The sequence below is a fragment of the Methylobacterium crusticola genome (assembly GCF_003574465.1).
GTDB lineage: Bacteria > Pseudomonadota > Alphaproteobacteria > Rhizobiales > Beijerinckiaceae > Methylobacterium > Methylobacterium crusticola.
The window spans coordinates 20,536-43,138 of sequence record NZ_QOWC01000055.1 but is presented as its reverse complement, the minus strand read 5'-3'; the positions used below and the strand labels follow the sequence as shown (position 1 = coordinate 43,138).

The following is a 22,603-nucleotide window of genomic DNA, read 5'->3' as shown; positions in this document are numbered from 1 at the left end:
GCGGGCCGACCGGGGCTCCGGACCCGGCGATCCCGTGCGAGGGTCGCGGCCGGGGCCCGGGCTCGGCGGGGCGCCGGTCCGCGCCGGTCCGCGCGGGCGCGCGGCCACGACGGCATCCCGCGGCCGGACCTCGCCGGGAGCGCCCCGGTCTCCTCTCCCTACGCCGGCATCCCCACCTGATCCCCCGAGCGCCCCTTGCCTCATTTCGACGAATTCTACGCCAACAAGCTGCGCGGCACCCTCGGCGTCACCGACGCCGAGTCGGTGCTCGACCTGCGCGGCGCCCCCCGGGCGAAAGCCGAGGCCTCGCTGACGGACATGCTCGAGCGCAGCCGCTTCGCCAAGGGCAAGACCGTGGCGGTGCGCCTCGACGCGCCGACGCCCGGCGGCGGCGAGACGCTGTTCCAGCCCATCGGCCGCCTCCTGCTCGAGGCCAAGCGCCGCGGCTGGGTCGAGCGGCTCCAGACGCTGCCGGCCCAGGACGGTCTCGGCTTCTACGTCGCCCTCGCGGGCCGGCCCGACAAGGCGCCCGAGCCCCGGAAGCCGTGATGGAAGCCGTGATGGACCCGCAGAACCCGGCCGACCTCCCGGCCACCGACCTCCTCGCCCTCTACGCCCGCCGCGCCCTCTCGCCCGTCGAGGTGCTCGAGGCGGTGCTGGCCCGGGCGGAGGCGGCCGAGCCGGTGCTGCGGGCCCTCTACGCCCCCGCGCCCGACGCGGCCCGCGCCGCCGCCCGCGCCTCGGAGGCGCGCTGGATGCGGGGCGAGGCCCTCGCCCTCGACGGCGTCCCGGCGACCGTGAAGGAGAACATCGCCACGCAGGGCGTGCCGATGCCCCTCGGCACCGCGGCGCGGCGCGACGCGCCGGCGAGCCCCGCCGACGCGCCCCCGGCGGCCCGCCTGCGGGAGGCCGGCGCCGTGATCTTCGCCAAGACCACCATGCCGGATTACGGCATGCTGTCCTCCGGGCTGTCGAGCTTCCACCCCCTCACCCGCAACCCCTGGGACACGGACCGGGGCCCGGGCGGCTCCTCGTCGGGCTCGGGCGCCGCCGCGGCGGCGGGCTACGGCCCCCTGCACCTCGGCACCGACATCGGCGGCTCGGTGCGGCTGCCGGCCTGCTGGTGCGGTGTCGTCGGCCTCAAGCCCAGCCACGGCCGGGTCCCGATCGACCCGCCCTACTACGGACGCTGCGCCGGGCCGCTCACCCGCACCGTCGCCGACGCCGCCCTGATGATGCGCGTGCTGAGCCGGCCGGACGTCCGCGACGCCACGGCCCTGCCGCCCTCCGACCTGCCCTGGGACGACCTCGACGGCCTGGGCCTCAGGGGCGTGCGCCTCGGCCTCACCCTGGAGGCCGGGGCCGGCCTGCCCCTCGATCCCGCGGTGCGCGCCGTCGTCGAGGCGGCGGCCCGCCTGCTCGCGCAGGCCGGCGCCGTCGTCGTGCCGGTCGCCCCGGTGCTCACCCCGGCGATGCTGGAGGGCCTCGACCTGTTCTGGCGCCAGCGCGCCTGGCTCGACATCGCGGCCCTCGACGAGGACCGCCGCGAGGCCGTGCTGCCCTTCATCCGCGCCTGGGCCGAGGGCGGGCGCGGCCTGAGCGGCGAGGCGGTCTTCCACGGCATGAGCCAGATGGCGGCCATGCGGGATGCCGCGCTCGCGGCGATCCGCCCGCACGATTTCCTGATCGGCCCGGTCTCCCCGAACCCGCCCTTCCCGGCCGGCCACGCCTCCCCGACCAACGATCCCCGCACGGCGATGGCCCACATCGCCTACACGGTGCCCTTCAACATGTCCGAGCAGCCCGCGGTCTCGGTGCCGGCAGGCTTCACGCCCGAGGGGCTGCCGGTGGGGCTCCAGATCGCCGGCAAGCGGTTCGACGACGTCGGGGTGCTCCGGCTGGCGCGGGCGTTCGAGGGGCTGCGCGGCCCCTTGCGCAACTGGCCCGCCCCGGCCTGAGCCGCGGCGCCGGGACGGGCCCGTCGATTGACACCACCCCCACCCCGGCCGATACCGCGGCCCGGTTGCCGATGCTCAGACAGAACCTCAAGACCGCGACGATCATCGCCCACGACCTCGTGGCGACGGCGCTCGCCGTCCTCCTCACCTTCGTGATCCGGTTCGAGGGGCCGCTCCTCGCCGAGCGGGTGGCGCACCTGCCGGTGCTGCTGCCGCCCTTCGTGGCCTGCGCGGGCCTCGTCTACCGGGCCTTCGGGCTCTACCGGGCGAAGTGGCGCTTCGCCTCCCTGCCGGACCTCGCCAACATCGTGCGGGCCGTGAGCGTCCTGACGCTCCTGCTCCTCGTCGTCGACTACGTCCTGGTCTCGCCGGCCCTGTTCGGCATCTACTTCTTCGGCAAGATCGCGATCGGGCTGTACTTCGTGCTGCAGCTCTTCCTGCTCGGCGGCCCGCGGCTGGCGTTCCGCTACCTGAAGTACAGCCGCTCGCGCCAGAACATCGCCCGCGCCGCCAGCACGCCGACGCTGCTGCTCGGGCGCGGCCACGACATCGAGGTGGTGCTGCGGGCGATCGAGTCCGGGGCCGTCAAGAAGCTCGCCCCCCGGGGCATCCTGTCGCCCCGCCCCGAGGAGCACGGCCAGACCATGCGGGGCGTGCCGGTGCTCGGGCACTTCGCCGACCTCGAGCGCGTCGTGGCCGACCTCGCCGAGCGGGGCGTGGCGATCCGGCGCCTCGTCGCGACCCCGAGCGCCCTCGCGCCGGAGGCCCAGCCCGACGCCCTCATCGCCCGCGCCCGGCGCCTCGGCCTGCCCCTCGCCCGGGTGACGAGCCTCGGCGAGGGCATGCGCGAGGCCGAACTCGCGCCGATCGAGATCGAGGACCTGCTCCTGCGCCCGACCGTGTCCATCGACCGGCCGCGCCTGGAGCGCTTCCTGGCCGGCCGGCGCATCGTGGTCACGGGCGGCGGCGGCTCGATCGGGGCGGAGATCTGCGCCCGGGCGGCGGCGTTCGGGGCGAGCGCCGTCCTGGTGCTCGAGAGCTCCGAGCCGGCGCTCCACGGCGCCCTCAGCCGCCCGGCGCTCGCCGGCGGCGAGACCGAGGTCACGGGCGTCCTCGCCGACATCCGCGACCGCGACCGGCTGTTCCGGGTGCTCGCCGCCTTCCGGCCCGACTACGTCTTCCACGCCGCGGCGCTCAAGCAGGTGCCCTACCTGGAGCGGGACTGGACGGAGGGCATCAAGACCAACGTGTTCGGCTCGGTCAACGTCGCCGACGCGACGCTCGCGGCCGGCGCCAAAGCCCTGGTGATGATCTCCACCGACAAGGCGATCGAGCCGGTGTCGCAGCTCGGAGTCACCAAGCGCTTCGCCGAGATGTACGCCCAGGCCCGCGACGCCGGGGAGGCGGGGCCGACCCGCCTCGTGGCGGTGCGGTTCGGCAACGTGCTCGGCTCCGTCGGCTCCGTGGTTCCGGTGTTCAAGGCGCAGATCGCCCGTGGCGGCCCCGTGACGGTGACCCACCCCGACATGGTGCGCTACTTCATGACCATGCGGGAGGCCGCCGACCTCGTGCTCACGGCCGCCTCCCACGCCGACCGCGAGGCGCGCGAGGCCGGGGCGGGCGACCAGCGCGCCGCCGTCTACGTGCTCAAGATGGGCCAGCCCGTGCGCATCCGGGACCTCGCCGAGCGGATGATCCGGCTCGCCGGCTTCGAGCCGGGCGAGGACATCGACGTCGTGGTGACCGGCACCCGGCCGGGGGAGCGCCTCAACGAGATCCTGTTCGCCCGCGACGAGCCGATGGTGAACCTCGACGGCATCGACGGCGTGATGGCGGCCAAGCCCGTCTTCGCCGACCGCGCCCGGCTCCGGCACTGGCTCGAGCGCCTCGCGGCCGCGGTGGCGGCCGACGACCGCGCCGCCGCGGACGCCGTGTTCGGGGAGGCGATCCCGGATTTCCTGCGCCGGGAGGGCGCCCCGGCCGCCGCCGCGCCGGCGGCGCGCCCGGCCCTGGCCGGGTAGGCGGCGCGCCCGGGGCCGGGCGGGACGTCAGCCGCCGGTCACGGGCCCCGGGGCGTCAGCCGCCCTGCCCGGGCGCGGGCCCGAACACCAGGTCCAGGAACCCCTCGAAGGCGACGGCGGCGTCGAGGGGCTCCTCGGCGCCGTAGAGGCCGTTCCACAGGGCCGTCATCAGGGCGGGCGCGACGAGGAGCTGGGGCACGCGCACGAGCGCGTCCGAGCGCAGCTCGCCCCGGGCGACCGCGTCGGCGGCGAGGCGCCGGATCGCCGCCGTCACGGGGGCGATCACGGCCCGGCGGTGGATCGCCGCCAGCGCCGGGAACCGCGGGCCCTCCGTCGCCACCAGCCGCATCACCGCGGCCCGCCGCGAGCCCTCGAAGTCGCGCAGGAGCGGCAGCACCGTGCGGGCGAGGTGGTCGCGCAGGGTCTCGCCGGGGCCCGGCTCCGCCGCCACCGCGGCCAGGAACGGCCCCCCGATCACCGCCCCGAGGACGCCCTCGAACAGCGCCTCCTTGTCGGCGAAGTGCAGGTAGAGCGTGCCCTTGGCGAGGCCGGCGCGCTGCGCCACGTCGATCATGCGGGTGCCCGCGAAGCCGCGCTCGAGGAACGTCGCGAGGCCCGCCGCCAGAATGGCGCCCCGCGTCCCGGCGGTCTTGGCCGGGCTCGGGCCCCGCGGCCGGCGGGCGGGACGGGGGGCACCGGGAGAGTCGCGGCCGTCGCTCATGCCGGCCGCTTAGAGCATTTCCCCGCCCGGAGGAAACCGGCCCGCCGCGGGCAGGCCGGGCCGGCGACGACTTGCAGCGGACGCCGTCCGCCGACGACGGCCGGCGACGCCTCGGGGGTGGCGCGGAGCCCGGGGGCGGACGCGGCCCCGGCATTTCGTCGCCGGCCCGCGACCTTCCCCCCTTTCAAAAATGACCTGCGGGTCATATAAAGGGCGGCAAGGAGGATCGCCCATGCCCCTCTCGTCGCCCGCACATCCCGAGGTCCTGGTCGTCGGCGCCGGCCCCACCGGCCTCGTTCTCGCCCTCTGGCTCGCCCGGCGCGGCGTGCCGCTGCGGATCATCGACCGGGCGGCCGGTCCCGGGGAGGCCTCCCGCGCCATGGCGGTGCAGGCCCGGACGCTCGAGCTCTACCGGCAGCTCGGCTTCGCCGACGAGGTCGTGGCGCAGGGCATCCGGGCGCCCGCCATCCACCTGCGGGAAGCCGGCGAGGAGGTCGCCCGGATCCCGTTCCGGGAGCTCGGCGAGGGCGTGAGCCCCTATCCGTTCATGCTCGCCTACCCGCAGGACGACCACGAGCGCTTCCTCGTCGGCAAGCTCGCCGAGGCCGGGGTCGCGGTGGAGTGGGGCGTGGCCCTCGCGTCCCTGACGCAGGACGCGGCCGGCATCCGCGCCGTCCTCGACCGGGACGGCGGCGAGGAGGTCTGCAGCACCGCCTACCTCGCCGGCTGCGACGGCGCCCACAGCCGGGTGCGCGCGGCGCTCGGCCTCGGCTTCCCGGGCGGCACCTACGAGCAGGTGTTCTACGTCGCCGACGTCAGGATCGCGGACGGGTTCCGGGAGGACATGTTCATCAACCTCGGGCAGGCCGGCCTCGGGCTGATGCTGCCGGTGCGCCGGAACGGGACGCAGCGCCTGATCGGCCTCGTGCCGCCGGAGCTGACGCACCGGGCCGGCCTCGGCTTCGAGGACGTCCGGGCCTCGATCGAGCCGCTGATGGGCATCCGCGTCGAGGCGGTGAACTGGTTCTCGACCTACCGGGCGCATCACCGGGTGGCGGAGCATTTCCGGGTCGGGCGCTGCTTCATCGCGGGGGATGCCGGGCACGTCCACAGCCCGGCGGGCGGCCAGGGCATGAACACCGGCATCGGCGACGCCGCGAACCTGGCCTGGAAGCTCGCCCAGGTGGTGCGGGGCCGGGGCGACCCGGCCCTCCTCGACACCTACGAGCCCGAGCGCATGGCCTTCGCGCGCACCCTCGTGGCGACGACGGACCGGGCCTTCCGGAGCATGGTGGGCGAGGGCCTCGGCAGCCAGATCCTGCGCACCTGGCTGCTCCCGCACCTCTTGCCCCTGGTCTGGGGCTTCCCGGCCGGGCGGCGCCTGATGTTCAACACGATCTCGCAGGTGCGCATCGCCTACCGCGACAGCGCGCTGAGCGCCGGCGCAGCCGGCGCGGTCCATGGCGGCGACCGGCTGCCGTTCGTGGCCGAGCCGGACAACTTCGCGCCCCTGCGCTCCCTCGACTGGCAGGTCCACGTCTACGGCGAGGCCCGGCCCGGGCTGGAGCGGGCGGCGGCCGGCCTCGGGCTGCCGCTCCACGCCTTCCCGCACGACGCCGCCGCGGACGCGGCCGGCCTCGGGCGGGACGCCGCCTACCTGGTGCGCCCGGACGGCTACGTGGCGCTGGCGATGGAGCGCCCGGATCCGCGCGCGCTCGCGGACCATGCCGGGCGCTGGGGCCTCGGGCGCGCGCCCGCGGGCGCCGGGTCCCGCCGGCAGGAGAGCCCCTGACGCCCCTCAGCTCTTGTCGCGCAGGAGCCGCGCCTTGTCGCGCTGCCAGTCGCGCTCCTTGGCGCTCTCGCGCTTGTCGTGGAGCTTCTTGCCGCGCCCCAGGCCGAGCTCGACCTTCGCCCGGCCGCGATCGTTGAAGTAGATCTTCAGGGGCACGACCGTGTACCCCTCGCGCTGCGTCGCGCCGATGAACTTGTCGATCTGGCGCCGGTGCAGCAGCAGGCGGCGGGGCCGCTTGGTCTCGTGGTTGAAGCGGTTCGCCTCGAGGTATTCCGGGATGTAGGCGTTGAACAGGAAGAGGTCGTTGCCGGAGGGGCCGGCATAGGCCTCGCCGATCGTCGCCTTGCCGCCCCGCAGCGACTTCACCTCCGTGCCCGTGAGCGCGATGCCCGCCTCGACCGTGTCGGTGATCTCGTAGTTGAAGCGGGCCTTGCGGTTGTCGGCGACGACGCGGCGGTTCGGTTCGGGCTTTTTCGGGGCCATCGGGGCGGGTCTGGCGTCCTTCGCGCGGTCGGTGGGCGGTCAGTCGTTCGTGAGGCCGGCGTGGCGCAGCGCCGCGTCCACGAGGTCGCGGGTGCCCGGCCCCACCGGCACCATCGGCAGGCGCACGTCCGCCCGCATCAGGCCGAGGCGCGAGAGGGCGTACTTCGCCGGGGACGGGTTGGTCTCGGCGAAGAGGTGGGTGTGGAGCGGCATCAGCCGGTCCTGGAGGCCGAGGGCCGCGCGGTAATCCCCGGCGAGGCAGGCCTCCTGGAGCCCGGCGCAGAGGCGCGGCGCGACGTTCGAGGTCACCGAGATGCAGCCGTGGCCGCCATGCGCCATGAATCCGAGCGCCGTCGCATCTTCGCCAGAAAGTTGGACGAAGTCTTCTCCCATGGCTTGGCGCTGCAGGCTGACGCGGGCCACGTTGGCGGTGGCATCCTTCACGCCGGCGATGTTCGGCAGTTCGTAGAGGCGCCGCATCGTGTCGACGCTCATGTCGATCACGGAGCGGCCGGGGATGTTGTAGATCAGGATGGGTATGCCGATCGCGTCGTTCACGGCCTTGAAGTGCTGGTACAGCCCTTCCTGGGTCGGCTTGTTGTAGTAGGGCGTGACGATGAGCACCGCGTCCGCCCCGGCCTTCTCCGCGTGACGGGCGCGCTCGACCGCCTCCGCGGTGGAGTTGGAGCCGGCGCCGGCGACGACCGGCACCTTGCCGCCCGCCTCGTCGATGCAGGCCTCGACCACCCGGTCGTGCTCGCCGTGGCTCAGGGTCGGGCTCTCGCCGGTGGTGCCGGTCGGCACGAGGCCGTGGGTGCCGTTCTCGAGCTGCCAGGCCACGAAGGCCCGGAAGGCGGTTTCGTCGAAGGCGCCGTCGCGGAACGGCGTCACCAGCGCGGTGAGCGAGCCCCTCAGGCGCTGCGAGATCTGCGTCGACGTCATGCTGGCGTTCCTCGCCCCGTCGGGTCGGCCCCGACCCCGGTCTGCCTCATCGTGCGGCCGGCCCGCGCGGGCGTCGCCACCTCGGCCGTCCGCTGCCCGACACATAGGCGCTCGGCCGCCCGCGCGCAAACCGTCGCGTGCGCGCCGGCACGCGCCGTCCGCACGGTTAATGGCTTCTTAACGTGGCCCTTCCACCATGACGCGTCCGCTCTTTGAGCCCAGGGGAACGGGGACTATGCAGCTCTCGCCTCGACGGCGCCGCCTGGCGGTTCTGGCCCTGATGGTGACCGGCACCGCCCTGTCGGCGGCCGGCAGCCTCGCGGTCCGGGCCGCGCCGCCCGATCCCGCCGCCGAGGCGCCGGCGCGCGGCGAGGCCGCGGAGCGCCGCGAGGGCGAGGCCCTGCGCCCGTCCGCCGCGGCGGGCGAGGCGGTCCCGCGGGCGGTGCCGGCGGGCGCCGCCTCCTACGCCTCGGCCGACCCCGAGGCGCCGATCCCGTTCCCGGTCCCGGACGCCGCCCTGACGCCGCCGGCGCCGGTGCCGCCCGTGCCCGATCCGGGCCGGCCGGCGCCCACGGTCGACCTCGACGTGCCGGCCCTGCGCAGCGCCGTCGACGCCTACCGGCGCGGGCAGGTGAGCGAAGGCGACCGGCTCCGGGACGGCTTCGCCGATCCGGCCGCGCGGGCGCTCCTCGACTGGGTGGCGATCCGGGCCGGCGCCGGCATCGGCTTCGAGCGCACCGTGGCGTTCATCCGCGACAACACCGAGTGGCCGGTCGGCGCCGTGGTGCGGCGGCGCGCCGAGGAGGCGCTGCTGAGCCAGCGCAAGCCCGCGTCGGTCGTGCGGGCCTACTTCGCCACCCGCAGGCCCGCGAGCGCCCCGGGCAAGTTCGCCCTGGCGCTGGCCTTCAAGGCCGACGGCCTCGACGAGGACGCCGCCGCCCTGGTGCGCGACCTCTGGCGGGAGGACAGCTTCGGCCGCACCCTCGAGCTGCGGGTGCTCGACGCCTTCCCGGGCGTGATCGGCGAGGTCGACCAGCGCTACCGCATGGAGCGGGCGCTGATGAAGGAGGATTGGGAGGCCGCCGGCCGCGCGGCCACCTACGCGGGCGCCGCCGGCAAGCCCTACGGCACCCTGGTGCGGGCCCGCCGCGCCGTGGAGGCCAAGGCCCCGAACGCCGGCGCCGCCCTCGAGGCGGTGCCCCCGAGCCTGCGGGGCGATTCCTCCTACCTGTTCTCGCGCACCCAGTTCCTGCGCCGCGCCGACAGGCCGGCGGAGGCGGCCGCCACCCTGGCGCTGGCGCCCCGCAACCCGGAGGTGCTGGCCGATTCCGACGAGTGGTGGGTCGAGCGCCGCATCGTCGCCCGCAAGCTCCTCGATGCCGGCGACGCCAAGGGCGCCTACGCGGCGGCGGCCGGGCACAGCGCCCGCACGGTGGAGAAGCGCATCGAGGCCGAGTTCCACGCCGGCTGGATCGCGCTGCGCTTCCTCGACGACGCGGCCCTGGCCGCCCGCCACTTCGCGGCGGCCGCCGCCATCGCCGAGACGCCGATCTCCATCGCCCGCGCCGCCTACTGGCAGGGCCGCGCCGCTGAGGCGCAGGGGCAGGCGGCCGAGGCCCGGAGCTCCTTCGAGCGCGCCGCCGGCCAGCCCATCGCCTATTACGGCCAGCTCGCCCGGGCGAAGCTCGGCCAGGCCTCGCTGGCGCTGCGGCCCTGCCAGACCCTCGACGACGACGCCCGCGCCGCCTTCGAGAACCGCTACGCCGTGCGGGCCCTGCGCCTCCTCGCGGCGGCGGGGCTCAAGGACCTCGCCCTGCCGCTCTTCATCGACTTCGCCCAGCGCCTGAGCGAGCCGGCCGAGGTGAACGCCCTCGGGGACGTCGCGGCGGCGCTCAACGACCCGCGCGCCCTCGTGGCGATCGGCAAGATCGCGGTGCAGCGCGGCCTCCCCCTCGACCGGCACGCCTACCCGACCATCGGCATCCCGGCCTACGAGGCGTTCTCGACCGTGCCGCAGGTCGAGCGCGCCATGGTGTTCGCCATCGCCCGCCAGGAGAGCCAGTTCGACCCGCGGGCGCAGTCGAGCGTCGGGGCGCGGGGCCTCATGCAGATGATGCCGGCGACGGCCCAGCGGACCGCGCGCCGCGTCAGCGCCGCCTTCGACACCGACCGCCTCACCAGCGACCCCGCCTACAACGCCCGCCTCGGCCAGGCGCATCTGGGCGAGCTGATGGAGGATTGGCGCGGCTCCTACATCCTGGCCTTCGCCTCCTACAATGCCGGCGGCGGCAACGTGAAGAAGTGGATCGACGCCTACGGCGACCCGCGCGACCCGCGGATCGACGCCGTCGACTGGGTTGAGCGCATCCCGTTCACGGAGACGCGCAACTACGTCCAGCGGGTGACCGAGAACCTCCAGGTCTACCGCACCCGCCTCGACAAGGGCGCGGAGGGCCGCAGCGCCCTCCTGATCGCCGACGACCTGAAGCGCGGGGCGCGCTGAGGCCTCGCCTCCCGCCTCCCGGGTCCTCTGGCGCGGGGACGGCGCCGCCTGCCCGCCTCAGGCGGTCTCGCCCGCCAGGCGCCGCGCGGCCCGCTCGCGCCCGATCAGGGGCAGCAGGCCGGCGAGATCCGGGCCGTGGTCGAGGCCCGTGAGGGCGAGACGGAGCGGCAGGAACAGCGCCTTGCCCTTGAGGCCGGTCGCCGCCCGCACGGCCTCGGTCCAGGCCTTCCAGGTGTCGGGACCCCACGGCTCGTCCGGCAGGCGGGCCAGGGCCTGGGCGAGGAGCGCGTCCCCGCCCACGGGCGTCACCGGCCCCCGCACCACCGCCCACCAGGCGGCCGCCTCGTTGACCCGGGTCAGGTTCGCCCGCACGGCGCCCCAGAACGCCTCGGCGGCCTCCCCGGCGACCCCGAGGGCGGCGAGGCGCAAGGCCACGTCCCGGAACGGCAGGTCGTGCACCAGCCGCGCGTTGAGGCCGTCGAGGTCGTGCGCGTCGAACTTCGCGGGGGCCCGCGAGACGTGGGCGAGGTCGACGAGCCCGGCGAGGGCGTCGAGGTCGGCCACCGGCCGCACCGCCTCGGCCGAGCCCGTCAGCACCGCGAGCGAGGCCACGGCGCCTGGCTCGTAGCCCGCCTCCCGCAGGCCCCGCAGCGACAGGTGCCCGAGGCGCTTCGAGAGCCCCTCCCCGCTCGCCGTGGTGAGGAGGTTGTGGTGGGCGAAGACCGGCACCGGGGCGCCGAGGGCCCGGAAGATCTGGATCTGCACCGCCGTGTTGGTGACGTGGTCCTCGCCCCGGATGACGTGGGTCACGCCGGTCTCGGCGTCGTCCACCACCGAGGGCAGGGTGTAGAGGTAGCTGCCGTCCTCGCGCACGAGCACCGGGTCGGACAGGCTGTCGGCCTCGACGTGGCAGGGCCCGCGCACGAGGTCGTCCCAGGTCACCGGGCCGGGATCGAGGCGAAAGCGCCAGTGCGGCCGGCGCCCCTCCGCCGCGAGGGCGGCCCGCTCGGCCTCGCCGAGGCGCAGGGCGCTGCGGTCGTAGACGGGCGGCTGGCCGCGGCCGAGCTGGCGGCGGCGGCGGCGTTCCAGCTCGTCGGGCGTCTCGTAGGCCGGGTAGAGCCGCCCGGCCGCCCGCAGCCGCGCGGCGGCCGCGTCGTAGCGCGCGATGCGGTCGGACTGGCGCAAGACGCCGTCCGGCACGATGCCGAGCCAGGCGAGGTCCTCCTCGATCGCCGCGGCGAACGCCGCCGTCGAGCGCGCCGCGTCGGTGTCGTCGAGGCGCAGCAGGAACCGGCCGCCGGCGCGCCGGGCGTAGAGCGCGTTGAACAAAGCCGGCCGGGCGTTGCCGATGTGGAGGAGGCCGGTGGGCGAGGGGGCGAAGCGGACGACGGGTGCCATGGCGTCCCTCCTAGCGCATGTCGCGGGCGATTGGCACACGGGCGGCCCGGCCGGCGCCCACGGGCGCGGGCGGGCGCCGAGGCGGCGCTGGCCGCGCCGCGCTCCCGCGCGCATGGCCGTCCGGAATGCCTTGACGCCCGCGCCCGCCCCGCCTAGAAGCCGCCGGACCGGGCGCGTAGCTCAGCGGGAGAGCATTCGCTTCACACGCGAAGGGTCACAGGTTCAATCCCTGTCGCGCCCACCATTTCACCCGCAACCACCCCTTGTGCCGGCGCGTGACGGCGGGTCCGCCCGTCGAGCGGCGTGACGCTCCGAGGTCCCCGTCCCGGCATCAGCGCGTCCTGCGCCCTCCGGCCTGGAGGTGGGCGATCGGTGCTCGGGCCCCGCGGGGATGCAGCGCCGGGACCTGGCCCCTGCCCGCCCCGCCGAAGGCCGCCTCGCATTCGGGAAGGCGGCCCGGAATCCTGCCCGCGCGCGGCCCCGCCGCCGCGGCGGGACCGTCGCCCTCAGCCGCGCTGCGCCGCGATCCGCAGGACCGGGGTGACGAGCTCGTCCCGGCGCCGGTAGGCGATGGCGACGAGCACGAGCAGCAGCACGAGGGCCGGAAGCATCATCGGGACGGGATCGCCGGCGCCGAGATGGCTGGCGACCGCGCCCGCCATGATGACGGCGAGCAGGAAGGCCCCGCAGGCCGTGCCGCCCCGGACCCAGAACAGGACCGCGCCGAAGAGCTGGGCCGCACCGATGACGTACATGAACCACACCGGGTAGCCGAAGCGCGCGAAGCCCGAGACCTCGAACGGGACCGCGGCGAACTTCATGCCGGCCGCGATCAGGAAGATCGCGGTCAGCAGGATGCGCAGCAGGAGGCCGGCGAGGTCCGACCAGTTCCGAGTGGACGCCATGGTGATTTCCTTGATCTGGGTTCGGGCGGGGCCGGTGTTCCGCGGGGCCGGGGCGCCTTCGGGTGACGTCGGGATCGCGCGGTGCGCCTCAGCGGCCGAGGGCCAGCACGAGGGCGATGTTGCCGGCGAGCAGCAGGGCGGCGCCCGCGAGGGCGGTCGACGTGAGGATCATGGTCCCGCAGCCCCCGGACAGGCCGCTCAGCCGACGTACGGCCACGCCCGCAGGGGGCAGGTCGCCTCCGCGGCGGAGGCGGAGACGGGGCTCGCCGCATGGACCGCCTGCCGCGACGCGTCTCCCGAGGCCGCCCGCGCCGGGGCGACGTGACACCAGCCGGTCAGGATGGCGGCGGCAGTGATGATCCGGATGATGGTCAGCATGGTTGAAGCCCCTTCCGCGGCCGTTGAAGGCCATTCGTGAGCGGACCTCTAGAGCTCAGCCGTTGCGCGCCGATTGCGTGAAGTGTTGCGTCCTCGGGAGGAACCGACGATGCCGCGGCCGCGCGCGTCTTGCTCCCACCCGATGCACGGGAAGGAGCAGGACATGATCAGGACGGATCCGGGCGCGGTCCTCCCGGCCGCGTCGGCCGGCCTCTCGCTTGCCGACGCCACCGAGGCGTGCGGCTTCGGCGGGTTCTCCGACCGCTCCGTCTTCGGTTGGGACCAGCCGCGCCTCTGCGGCCAACGCTGAGCGACCGGCGACGGAGCGGCCCCGCCCCGCGTCCCCTCGGGGCGGGGCGGCCGCTCTCCCCGGGCGGCGTCTCGGGCCTCGCGCCCGGGCGGCCGTCGATCCGGGCTCGGCTCACTCCGCCCGGGGTGCCGGGAGCTTGTTCTTCACGAGGTAGCGCACGCCGCGGTCGAACGAGGTGTCGTTGTCGCCGCGGATGTCCACGCTGTAGGGCTGCTCCGGCCGGTCGCCGCGCAGGTCCCGCACGTAGACGTTGATGTTCAGGATCAGGTTCGACACCTTCTGGATCTCGCCCCGGATCGCGACGTCGGCGCCGAGGCGCCGGGCGTAGTCGTCGGCGCAGCCGTTGCAGTTGCGAAGATCGGGTCCCCTGGTCACCTCGGCCCGCACGGGGTCGGTCGACACGATCCGGTAGCGCCCGCTCTCGGCGAGCAGTGAGCGCAGGAGATCGCTCAAGGGGGCGAGGCGGGCCTTGTCGGCCTCCGTCGGCCCGAGCGCCCCCTGGTCGGCGAGCTGGAAGTCGAACACGGCCGCCCTGGGCGGCTCGGCCCGTGCGGCCGCGGCGGCAAGGGGCAGGAGTGCGGCCGCCAGGGCCGCGCGAACGAGAGCTCTCATCGGGGCATCCTCATCATCCTCGGCGCATCGGGTGCGACCAGGCTGCGTGCCGGTCGTCGGCGGAAACGGCCGGGCCCGGCAGGAGGTCCGGCGTCCCGACGGTATCGAGGCCCCGGCGGCGGCCGGCGCCGGGGCAGACGGACGGACTTGCGCCGTGCCGGGCCGTTGGCTACGGACCACGGCGACGGGGATGGAGTTCCCCGAAACCGCCCGCGAGGGCCGACGATTCCTGCCGCGACGCCCGCGGCAGGGGTGCGCCCGGAAGCGCCCGCCGCCACGGCGGGTGCTCATGCCCGCCACCGAACTGGAGCGAGCATGTCCTTCACCACCTGCCTCGTCGTCATGGTCGGAGGTGCCCTCGGCACCCTCGCGCGCTACGTCGTGTCGGTGCTCGCGCTGCCGATCAGCCGCGACCTGCCCTGGGGCACGATCATCATCAACGTCACTGGTTCGTTCCTGATCGGCCTGTTCGGCACGCTGACGCTGGCGCAGGGCCGCTACCCGGTGTCGGAGAACGTCCGCCTGTTCGTGATGATCGGGCTGTGCGGCGGCTACACGACCTTCTCGTCGTTCAGCCTGCAGACCCTCGACCTGCTGCGGAGCGGAGCGATGGTCCGGGCGATGACGAACGTGGCGGTCTCGGTCGCGGTCTGCATCGGCGCGGTCGCGCTCGGGCACGGCGTCGCCGCCCACCTGAATAGCGGAGCCGTGCGGATCGCCCAGGTGACGATCGAGGAGGATGGCTGAACCTCCCCGTGCGGGCGCAGCGCCGCAGCGGGCGGGCTCGGCCGATGCTGCCGGTCCCACTTCGCCCGTGCCCGGGCGCCGATGCGGCGGCCGCGGACGGGGGCGCTCAGGCGTCGCCGGCGGCGGCGCGCGCGGGGAGCGTCGCGGTCACCCGCAGGCCGCTGGGCCGCCGGGTCAGCGACAGGGTGCCGCCCAGGGCCTCCAGGCGGTCGCGCATGCCGCGGACGCCGGCGCCCTCGGTGACCGGCGTCGCGGTGGGCGCCGCGCCGGCCGACCCGGCCGCCCCGTCCTCGATCACCAGCTCCAGCCGGCCGGGCGCGGGCTTGCGGAGCGAGACGCGGGCCTCCTGCGCGGCGGCGTGGCGCTGGACGTTGGTGAGCGCTTCCTGCGCGACCCGGTACAGGGCGAGCTCGACCGCCGGCGACCAGCGCAGGCCCGCGATCTCGTGGTCGACCGCGACCGCGACCGCGATGCCCGCGCGCTGCTGGAATCCCTCCGCCAGCGTTCCCAGCGCGACCTCGAGGCCGGCCTCGTCGAGGAGCGCAGGATGGAGGACGTACGACAACGTCCGCAACTCGGCCACGCTGGCGTCGAGCATCGCGCGGACCTGCGCGAGGGCGGCCCGAACCGGCTGCGGCGCGTCCGCGAGCCCGCGCTGGACGACCCCGAGCGCGAACCCCGCCGCGATGAGGTTCTGCCCGGTCGTGTCGTGCAGTTCCCGGGCGATGCGCCGGCGCTCCTCGTCCTCGCGGCGCAGGGCGTCCTCCACGAAGCCGAGCAGCCGCCGCTCCAGCCTGCGGTCCTCCGTCATGTCGGTGGCCGCACCGTAGATGTAGGCCCGGCCTCCCCCCGGCTCGTGCAGGGGAACCAGGACCGAGCTCCAGACGAACGCGGCGCCTCCGATCCGTATCCGGCGCTCGATGCGGCGGGTCTCCCCGGAGGCGAGGACCGCCCTGTAATCCGCCTCGACCGCGTCGGCGGTCTCGGGCGGGAAGAGATCCCGCGCGGTGCGCCCGACGAGGCTCGCCGCGGCCGGGCCCCGCGCGCCCTCCCGGCTGAACGTGAGCGCCTCCAGCACGAACCGGCCGTCCGGCCGCGCCGCGACGATGAACTGCATGTCGGAGGAGCCCGCCACCAGTTCCCGCAGGCCCGCCTGCCGCCGCAGGTACCGGCTGACCGCCGGGTAGGCCAGGACCGGCGCCAGCAGCAGCAGGGAGCCGGCGCCCGCGACCGCGAGGAGCTGGTTGCGCCAGGGACGGAGCGCGTTGGCGGGCGACCGGCAGACCTCGACCGAGAGGTCGCCGATGCGCAGCACCCGGGACGCCGTGATGCCCATGGCTTCGGACCGGCAGGAGGCGTCCGGCCGGGACCTGGCCTCCGCGGACCAGTCGACCAGGGATGTCCCGCGGGCGTCCCGCAGCCTGATCCCGTCCACCCGCCCGTCCGCGAGCCCCTGGAGCACGGCCCGGAACAGGTCGACGTTGATGGCGGCGGCAACGATGCCGCCGAAGCTCCCGTCCCTCAAGGTCACGCGCCGGCTCATCGGTACGAACAGGCCGTCGATCAGCGGCGTTCGCCGCGGCGCACCGATGTAGAGGTCGGCGTCCCGCTCCCGCTGCGCGTCGAAGTAGTCCCGGGCGGCCAGGTTCCGCCGGGGCATCTCCGTGTCCTGGACGAGCACGTCCCCGTCGGCCCGGGTGACGGCCATCAGCATGTAGGGCGACAGCCTGCGGCTGGTCGAGCAGAGGAACGACGGGCAGAGCCTGTCGATCGTGGGACCACTGAGATCTCCCTCGAGCGTGGCCTCGGAGAGCCGCCGCAGCAGGACGTCGGCGAGGCCGAACACGTTCTCCAGGGCCTTGGCGCCCGAGACGACCACGCCCGAGACGTCCTCGCGGGCCGCCAGGAGGGCCGCATCGTGGGAGCGCTGCGCCCAGACCGTGGCGGACGTCGCGAACGCCGCCGCGCACACCGCCCACAACGCCCAGAAGACCGAGAGCCGCACCCGGCTGCCCGACCGCCCCACGGCGCCTCGCCGGCCGAAGACCCGCTCCGGCCATTGCCACTCCGCCGCCGGACCGCCGCCCCGAGGTCGCCCCGCTTGCAAGGATGAGCCTCCCTCCCGAACGTCTCGCCACGCCACCGGGGACGTACGCCGTCCGCGCGCCTCGGCCGTAGGCTTTGGCCGCGCGGTCCCGGCCGGACTCGGCGTCCGCATTGCCGGTCAGGCACCGTACTTTTGCAACTCCTGATTTATGTTATGTGCCGGACCCGTATTCGGCAAAGACAAAAATCAGGACGCTAGGAAAACTTCAAATTCTCAGGCCGACGCAGCAGTTCATCTGCTTTCCAGGCGTGTCTCTGGAATGCATCAACGGGCGCGATTTCGGTATATCAGGGTTTTCACCCGGCTGGCTACGGGTTTACCCCGATTGCGGAACGGCACGGGAGACGGGGAATGTACCCGCCCAGCTGGAGCGGGGTCGGCCATGGGACCTGTCGCACGTCACCGCGTCGCAGGCATGCTGCTCGCGGCCTTCGCGTCTCACGCAGCACCCGGCTGGGCGGCCGAGGGCGGCCTCAGCTTCTACATCGAGGGGCAGGCCGTGCCGGATGCCGGCCTGCTGCCCCCGCCGGGCGTCTACGTCGACAGCACCACCTGGTTCTACAGCGCCAAGATCGGGGCGAACCGCAGCACCCAGATCGGCGGCAACGTCGTCGCGGGCGTCCAGGCCAACATCATGGCGGACTTCGTCACCGGCCTGTGGGTCACCCCGGCCGAGGTGCTGGGCGGCAACCTCGCCTTCGCCCTCGTGATGCCGTTCGGCACGCCCGCGGTCCGGGCGGGCGTGCTGCTCGACGGGCCGCTGATCAACCAGGCGGTCGGCCGCCCGGTGGGGGCGTCCGTGAGCGACGCCACCTTCAACGCGGGCGACCCCATCGTGTCGGCCACCCTCGGCTGGCATTCCGGCAACTGGCACTGGAAGGTCGCCGGCGTGCTCAGCGTCCCGGCCGGCGCCTACGAGCCCGGGCAGCTCTCGAACGTCGCCCTCAACCGCTACGTCGGCGACCTCTCGGCGGGCGCGACCTACCTCGATCCGGCGCGGGGCTACGAGCTCTCGGCCGCGGCCGGCTTCACGCTCAACGGCCGGAACCCGGCGACGCAGTACGCGACCGGCAACGAGTTCCACGTCGACGTCTCGGCTTCGAAGTTCCTGTCCAAGGCGGTCTCGGTCGGCGTCATCGCCTCCCATTACCAGCAGATCACCGGCGACAGCGGCGCGGGTGCCCGGCTCGGGCCGTTCAAGGGCCGCGTGACGGCCGTGGGCGGCACCGTCGGGATCGCCGGCGAGGTCGGGCGCATCCCGGTCAGCGTCCGCCTGAAGCTGCTGCGCGAGGTCGAGGTGGAGAACCGCTTCCAGGGCACGATCGGCTTCGTCGAGGTCTCCTTCCCGCTCTGGGTCGCGCCGCCGAAGGCCGCTCCGGAGCCGAGGCCCCTCGTGACGAAGTCCTGACCGGAGGGGTGCGCATGGTCCCGGCCGCGGCCTAGGAGCGACATCGAGGCCGTGCGCCGGGGCGGCTCCTGGTGCACCATGGACGCGAGCCTGGCGCCCGACCCCGGGGGAGCCGGGCATTCGGCTTGCCCGGGGCCGACAGAGGGAGGCCGGAACTCGTGCCGGTGACCATTCTGATCGTGGACGATCACGGCGCGATCCGCCGAGGCGTCCGCGCCATCCTGGAGACGCGCGACGGCTTCGAGGTCGTCGCCGAGGCGGCCACCGGGGCCGAGGCCATCGCCCTCGCCGCCCGGCACAGGCCCGGCGTCGCGGTCATCGACTACTCGCTGCCCGTCATGAACGGCTCCCAGCTCACGCGGCGCATCCGGGAGGCGAGCCCGGGGACCGAGGTCCTGGTCTTCACCATGCACGAGAGCGAGGCCCTGGTGCGCGACGTCCTCGGAGCCGGCGCGCGGGGATACCTCCTGAAATCCGACGCCGACCAGCAGCTCATCGCCGCCGTCGACGCCCTGTCGCGCCACCAGCCCTACTTCACGGGACGGGTCAGCGAGGCACTCCTCGCCCACTACCTCACGCATCCGGGCCATGCCTCGGAACTGGACGTGCTGACCGCGCGCGAGCGGGAGGTGGTGCAGCTCATCGCCGAGGGGCGGTCGAGCAAGCAGGTCGGCGAGACGCTCGCCATCAGCGTGAAGACCGTCGAGACCCACCGGGCCTCGGCCATGCACAAGCTGGGATTGAGCACGACCGCGGCCCTGGTCCGCTACGCGGTCCGCAACAAGCTCGTCGAGCCTTGAGGGCGCCCCGCGCCCAAGCGGACGCGGGTCTCGGCGCGGGGGAGCGCGTCGGAACCGGAGCCCGAGCGCGGCGCCCGACGGCATCGCGGTTGGGGTGGCGCTCCCGGAGGTTCGCGCCAGGGACTCAGGTGTTTTTCAGGGACAACCTGGGGTTTTCCCCGATAGGTCCGGCGCGGGAACCCCTCTACGGTTCACCACGACCGACACCGGACCTTCCCGCGACGGCCCGGGAGCGTCCCGAAGCCGGCGACCGCACCGGGAGGCGACGATGCATCATCATTGTCGAGCACGGCTCCGCGCGGCCTGCTCTGCGCGCATCCCGGCAGGATCCGAGACGGTTTCCTGCGCGCCTGCGAGCCCGGCTCCCGTCGTCGGCGCGAGCGCCGCCGGGGGGGTCACGGCCACCGGCTGCGGCGCGCCAGCGCCCGGGCGCCACGCCCTGGTCTCATGTCTGGTCTCATGTCTGGTCTCATGTCTGGTCTCCTGCCTGGTCTCCAGGGTGGTGCCGACCACGATGTTCCCGTTCGTCACCGTGGGCGCGACGCACGGCGGAGCGCCGGCCGGGTGAGGCGCGCACGCGAACCCTCGCCGATGCCTTGCGTGGAGTGACCGATGTCGCGAGCGACCGTTCTGGACCGGCCCGCCGTTCCGCAGGCGAGCGCAGGCATGGCGTTCGTGCCCGGCGGGACGTTCCGCATGGGCTCCGATCGCCACTACCCGGAGGAGGCCCCGGTTCACCGGGTCGCCGTCGACGGCTTCTGGATCGACACCACGCCCGTCACCAACGCGCAGTTCCGCGCCTTCGTGCGGGCCACGGGCCACGTGACGGCCGCGGAGCGGCGGCCGAGTGCGGACGCGTATCCGGGCGCCCTGCCGCACATGCTGGAGGCGGGCTCCCTGGTGTTCCGGCCGCCCAGGCGGCCCGTCGATCCCCGGGATTCCGGCGCGTGGTGGCGGTTCCGGTTCGGCGCGCACTGGCGCCGCCCGCTCGGACCGGGCTCGTCCATCGCGGGCCTGGACGACCATCCGGCGGTGCACGTCGCCTACGCCGACGCCGAGGCCTACGCGGCGTGGGCCGGCAAGGACCTGCCCACCGAGGCCGAGTGGGAGTACGCGGCGCGCGGCGGCCTCGACGGGGCCGAGTTCGCCTGGGGCGACGCGCTCACGCCGGGCGGGCGGCACATGGCCAACACCTGGCAGGGCACCTTCCCGCACCGGAACCTCGCGGAGGACGGCTACGAGCGCACCTCGCCGGTCACGGCCTTCCCGGCGAACGGCTACGGCCTGCACGACATGATCGGCAACGTCTGGGAGTGGACGGCCGACTTCTACTCCGCGCGCCACCCGGCCGATGCGCCCAAGCCCTGCTGCGTCCCGCACAACCCCCGGGGCGGCCGGGAGGACGCGAGCTACGACCCGGACCAGCCCGCGATCCGCATTCCCCGGCGCGTGCTCAAGGGCGGCTCGCACCTGTGCGCGCCGAACGCCTGCCGCCGCTACCGTCCGGCCGCGCGCCATCCGCACCCGGTCGACACCTCGACGAGCCACATCGGCTTCCGCTGCGTCATCAGGGAGTGCGGACATCCATGAGCCACGTTGGAGAGAACGGCCGAAACGATGCGGCGCCGGCCGTCCGCGAGCCGAGCGTCAGCCGACGCCGCATGCTGCTGGCCGGGACGGCATTGGCCGCGACGGGCCTGTCGGGAGGGGCGGCCCTCGCGCAGCAGGCCCAGCCAGCCCCCGCGGCGGCGCCCGCCCCGAGGCCCGGCGGCGCGAAACCGAACATCCTCGTCATCTGGGGCGACGACATCGGCATCACCAACATCAGCGCCTACTCGAATGGCCTCATGGGCTACGAGACCCCGAACATCGACCGTGTCGCCAACGAGGGCCTCAAGTTCCAGCACTATTACGGCGAGCAGTCCTGCACGGCTGGTCGCTCGGCCTTCCTGACCGGGCAGCACATCATCCGGACCGGCCTCAGCAAGGTCGGGTTCCCCGGGGCCCCCATGGGCATGAGCCAGCTCGACCCCTCGATCGGCGGGCTCCTGAAGAACCTCGGCTATGCCACCGGCCAGTTTGGCAAGAACCACCTCGGCGACCGGAACGAGTCCCTGCCGACCGTGAACGGCTTCGACGAGTTCTTCGGCAACCTCTACCACCTCAACGCCGAGGAGGAGCCGGAGCATCCCGACTATCCCAAGGACCCGGCCTACCGTGCCAAATACGGCCCGCGCGGGGTCCTTCGGTGCAGGGCGAGCGCCGCCGACGATCCGACCGTCGACCCGCGCTTCGGCAAGATCGGCAAGCAGACCATCGAGGATACTGGTCCGCTCACCAGGAAGCGCATGGAAACCATCGACGACGAGACCTCCGCCGCGGCCATCGACTACATGAAGCGGCAGCAAGCCGCGGGCAAGCCGTTCTTCGTCTGGTTCAACTCGACCCGCATGCACCTGCGGACGCATGTCCGCGCCGAGCGCCGGGGCCGCTACAAGCACGGGGACAGCGAGTACATCGACGGCATGCAGGAGCACGACGACACCGTCGGCACCCTGCTCAAGGCCCTGGACGACATGGGTGTCGCGAGCGACACCCTCTTGGTCTACTCGACCGACAACGGCCCTCACATGAACACGTGGCCGGACGGCGCCATGACCTGGTTCCGCTCCGAGAAGAACACGAACTGGGAGGGCGCCTTCCGGGTACCGTGCCTCGTGCGCTGGCCGGGCAAGATCAAACCCGGCACGGTCACGAACGAGTTGATGAGCCACAACGACTGGATCCCGACACTCTGCGCCCTCGCCGGCGAGCCGGACATCGTCAACAAGCTGAAGGCCGGCTACACCGCTAACGGCAATGATTACAAGGTTCATCTCGACGGCTACGACCAGTCGGCGTTCCTACAGAACGTCAGCGGTTCCGCGGCGAACAACAACGGGACGAGGAGCGCGCGCAACAAGTTCTTCTACGCCGACGATGACGGCCTCCTCGTCGGCCTCCGGCAGGGCGACTACAAGTTCGTCTTCTCGGAGCAGCGCATGCAGGGCACGATGGGCCTGTGGGCCGAGCCCTTCACCACGCTGCGCCTGCAGAAGGTTTTCAACCTGATGCAGGACCCGTTCGAGCGGGCAGACATCACGTCCAACACGTACTGGGACTGGTTCATGGACCGCGCCGGCATCGTCTACGGGATGATGGACGACGTCTTCCAGTTCGTGGCGACCTTCAAGGACTTTCCGCCTCGCTCGTTCCCGCCGAGCTTCAACCCGGCCAATATCCTCGAGAGCATGCTGGACGGCATCAAGCAGCGGCAGGAGTTCAGGAAGAACCTGGACCTCGACCGTATCCGGGGCGGCTTGAACAGGATGATCGACGAGCGGCTGCAGAGCCCCGGCCCGCGCTGACGCGGCGAGCCGGCCCATCCGCCCGGTCGGCCGGCATTCGGACCGTGTCCCGCAAGTCCCCTTCAGGCGCGATGGCAGTGATGGGCAGATCCAGCCGCTCCCTCAAGCAGA

General features: G+C 74.0%; 20 protein-coding genes, 1 tRNA gene and 1 riboswitch. Of the genes, 12 read left to right on the top strand and 9 right to left on the bottom strand.

Annotated elements, in window-relative coordinates:
• Positions 1-195: 195 nt before the first annotated feature.
• The 3 genes from DT057_RS18780 to DT057_RS18770 all read left to right on the top strand — a co-directional run bounded on the left by DT057_RS18780 (position 196) and on the right by DT057_RS18770 (position 3,979).
• A complete protein-coding gene (locus DT057_RS18780) occupies positions 196-549 on the top strand; it encodes a hypothetical protein (RefSeq protein ID WP_128563626.1) in 354 nt (117 codons plus the stop codon).
• Positions 549-1,958 (top strand): amidase, encoded by a 1,410-nt coding sequence (locus DT057_RS18775; RefSeq protein WP_238314053.1) that lies wholly within the window; start codon positions 549-551, stop codon positions 1,956-1,958. The genes DT057_RS18780 and DT057_RS18775 overlap by 1 nt, the downstream gene beginning before the upstream one ends.
• A gap of 71 nt (positions 1,959-2,029) precedes the next feature.
• Positions 2,030-3,979, top strand: a complete 1,950-nt coding sequence (locus DT057_RS18770; RefSeq protein ID WP_128563630.1) for a nucleoside-diphosphate sugar epimerase/dehydratase — start codon at positions 2,030-2,032, stop codon at positions 3,977-3,979.
• 55 nt (positions 3,980-4,034) lie between these two features.
• Here DT057_RS18770 and DT057_RS18765 read toward each other — a convergent pair whose 3' ends face one another.
• Positions 4,035-4,700 carry a TetR/AcrR family transcriptional regulator gene (locus DT057_RS18765; RefSeq protein ID WP_128563625.1) on the bottom strand — a complete coding sequence of 222 codons (666 nt, stop codon included), beginning with the start codon at positions 4,698-4,700 and terminating at the stop codon, positions 4,035-4,037.
• 232 nt (positions 4,701-4,932) lie between these two features.
• Between DT057_RS18765 and DT057_RS18760 the strand changes: the two genes are divergently transcribed.
• Positions 4,933-6,492, top strand: a complete 1,560-nt coding sequence (locus DT057_RS18760; protein ID WP_128563624.1) for an FAD-dependent monooxygenase — start codon at positions 4,933-4,935, stop codon at positions 6,490-6,492.
• 6 nt (positions 6,493-6,498) lie between these two features.
• Here the strand turns inward: DT057_RS18760 and smpB are convergent, their stop codons facing one another.
• Both smpB and dapA read right to left on the bottom strand, forming a co-directional pair.
• Positions 6,499-6,975, bottom strand: a complete 477-nt coding sequence (smpB, locus tag DT057_RS18755; protein ID WP_128563623.1) for an SsrA-binding protein SmpB — start codon at positions 6,973-6,975, stop codon at positions 6,499-6,501.
• 39 nt (positions 6,976-7,014) lie between these two features.
• Positions 7,015-7,917, bottom strand: coding sequence for a 4-hydroxy-tetrahydrodipicolinate synthase (gene dapA / locus DT057_RS18750; protein ID WP_128563622.1), 903 nt, complete (start codon positions 7,915-7,917; stop codon positions 7,015-7,017).
• Between the two features lie 235 nt (positions 7,918-8,152).
• On the opposite strand from dapA, the gene DT057_RS18745 reads away from it, so the two are divergent.
• On the top strand, positions 8,153-10,420 hold the full coding sequence (locus DT057_RS18745) for a lytic transglycosylase domain-containing protein (RefSeq protein ID WP_128563621.1): 2,268 nt from the start codon (positions 8,153-8,155) through the stop codon (positions 10,418-10,420).
• Positions 10,421-10,477: 57 nt separating this feature from the next.
• Here the strand turns inward: DT057_RS18745 and gltX are convergent, their stop codons facing one another.
• Positions 10,478-11,818: a glutamate--tRNA ligase gene (gltX, locus tag DT057_RS18740; protein WP_128563620.1), complete on the bottom strand. Its 1,341-nt coding sequence runs from the start codon at positions 11,816-11,818 to the stop codon at positions 10,478-10,480.
• A gap of 169 nt (positions 11,819-11,987) precedes the next feature.
• On the opposite strand from gltX, the gene DT057_RS18735 reads away from it, so the two are divergent.
• Positions 11,988-12,062, top strand: a tRNA-Val gene (locus DT057_RS18735).
• A 262-nt stretch (positions 12,063-12,324) separates the two neighbouring features.
• On the opposite strand, the gene DT057_RS18730 is transcribed toward DT057_RS18735, so the two are convergent.
• The 3 genes from DT057_RS18730 to DT057_RS18725 all read right to left on the bottom strand — a co-directional run bounded on the left by DT057_RS18730 (position 12,325) and on the right by DT057_RS18725 (position 13,101).
• Complete coding sequence (locus tag DT057_RS18730; RefSeq protein WP_128563619.1) at positions 12,325-12,723, bottom strand: DoxX family protein; 399 nt, start codon at positions 12,721-12,723, stop codon at positions 12,325-12,327.
• 88 nt (positions 12,724-12,811) lie between these two features.
• Positions 12,812-12,940, bottom strand: coding sequence for a hypothetical protein (locus DT057_RS37250; protein ID WP_269153107.1), 129 nt, complete (start codon positions 12,938-12,940; stop codon positions 12,812-12,814).
• Positions 12,922-13,101 (bottom strand): hypothetical protein, encoded by a 180-nt coding sequence (locus DT057_RS18725; protein ID WP_128563618.1) that lies wholly within the window; start codon positions 13,099-13,101, stop codon positions 12,922-12,924. The genes DT057_RS37250 and DT057_RS18725 overlap by 19 nt, the downstream gene beginning before the upstream one ends.
• Before the next feature lie 163 nt (positions 13,102-13,264).
• On the opposite strand from DT057_RS18725, the gene DT057_RS35525 reads away from it, so the two are divergent.
• Positions 13,265-13,411 carry a hypothetical protein gene (locus tag DT057_RS35525; RefSeq protein ID WP_162501444.1) on the top strand — a complete coding sequence of 49 codons (147 nt, stop codon included), beginning with the start codon at positions 13,265-13,267 and terminating at the stop codon, positions 13,409-13,411.
• 111 nt (positions 13,412-13,522) lie between these two features.
• Here the strand turns inward: DT057_RS35525 and DT057_RS18720 are convergent, their stop codons facing one another.
• Positions 13,523-14,023, bottom strand: a complete 501-nt coding sequence (locus tag DT057_RS18720) for a DUF3280 domain-containing protein (protein ID WP_128563617.1) — start codon at positions 14,021-14,023, stop codon at positions 13,523-13,525.
• 177 nt (positions 14,024-14,200) lie between these two features.
• Positions 14,201-14,262, top strand: a riboswitch (Fluoride riboswitch).
• A 76-nt stretch (positions 14,263-14,338) separates the two neighbouring features.
• On the opposite strand from DT057_RS18720, the gene crcB reads away from it, so the two are divergent.
• Positions 14,339-14,770, top strand: coding sequence for a fluoride efflux transporter CrcB (gene crcB, locus DT057_RS18715; protein ID WP_128563616.1), 432 nt, complete (start codon positions 14,339-14,341; stop codon positions 14,768-14,770).
• A gap of 106 nt (positions 14,771-14,876) precedes the next feature.
• Here crcB and DT057_RS18710 read toward each other — a convergent pair whose 3' ends face one another.
• Positions 14,877-16,796, bottom strand: a complete 1,920-nt coding sequence (locus tag DT057_RS18710) for a histidine kinase (protein WP_128563615.1) — start codon at positions 16,794-16,796, stop codon at positions 14,877-14,879.
• Positions 16,797-17,259: 463 nt separating this feature from the next.
• On the opposite strand from DT057_RS18710, the gene DT057_RS18705 reads away from it, so the two are divergent.
• The 4 genes from DT057_RS18705 to DT057_RS18690 all read left to right on the top strand — a co-directional run bounded on the left by DT057_RS18705 (position 17,260) and on the right by DT057_RS18690 (position 22,492).
• A complete protein-coding gene (locus DT057_RS18705; RefSeq protein ID WP_128563614.1) occupies positions 17,260-18,285 on the top strand; it encodes a SphA family protein in 1,026 nt (341 codons plus the stop codon).
• Between the two features lie 158 nt (positions 18,286-18,443).
• Entirely contained in the window at positions 18,444-19,085 is a 642-nt protein-coding gene (locus DT057_RS18700) for a response regulator transcription factor (protein WP_128563613.1), read from the top strand.
• A 612-nt stretch (positions 19,086-19,697) separates the two neighbouring features.
• On the top strand, positions 19,698-20,675 hold the full coding sequence (locus tag DT057_RS18695) for a formylglycine-generating enzyme family protein (RefSeq protein WP_128563612.1): 978 nt from the start codon (positions 19,698-19,700) through the stop codon (positions 20,673-20,675).
• Complete coding sequence (locus DT057_RS18690) at positions 20,672-22,492, top strand: arylsulfatase (protein WP_238314051.1); 1,821 nt, start codon at positions 20,672-20,674, stop codon at positions 22,490-22,492. Before DT057_RS18695 ends, DT057_RS18690 begins: the two co-directional genes overlap by 4 nt.
• The last annotated feature ends 111 nt before the right edge of the window (positions 22,493-22,603 follow it).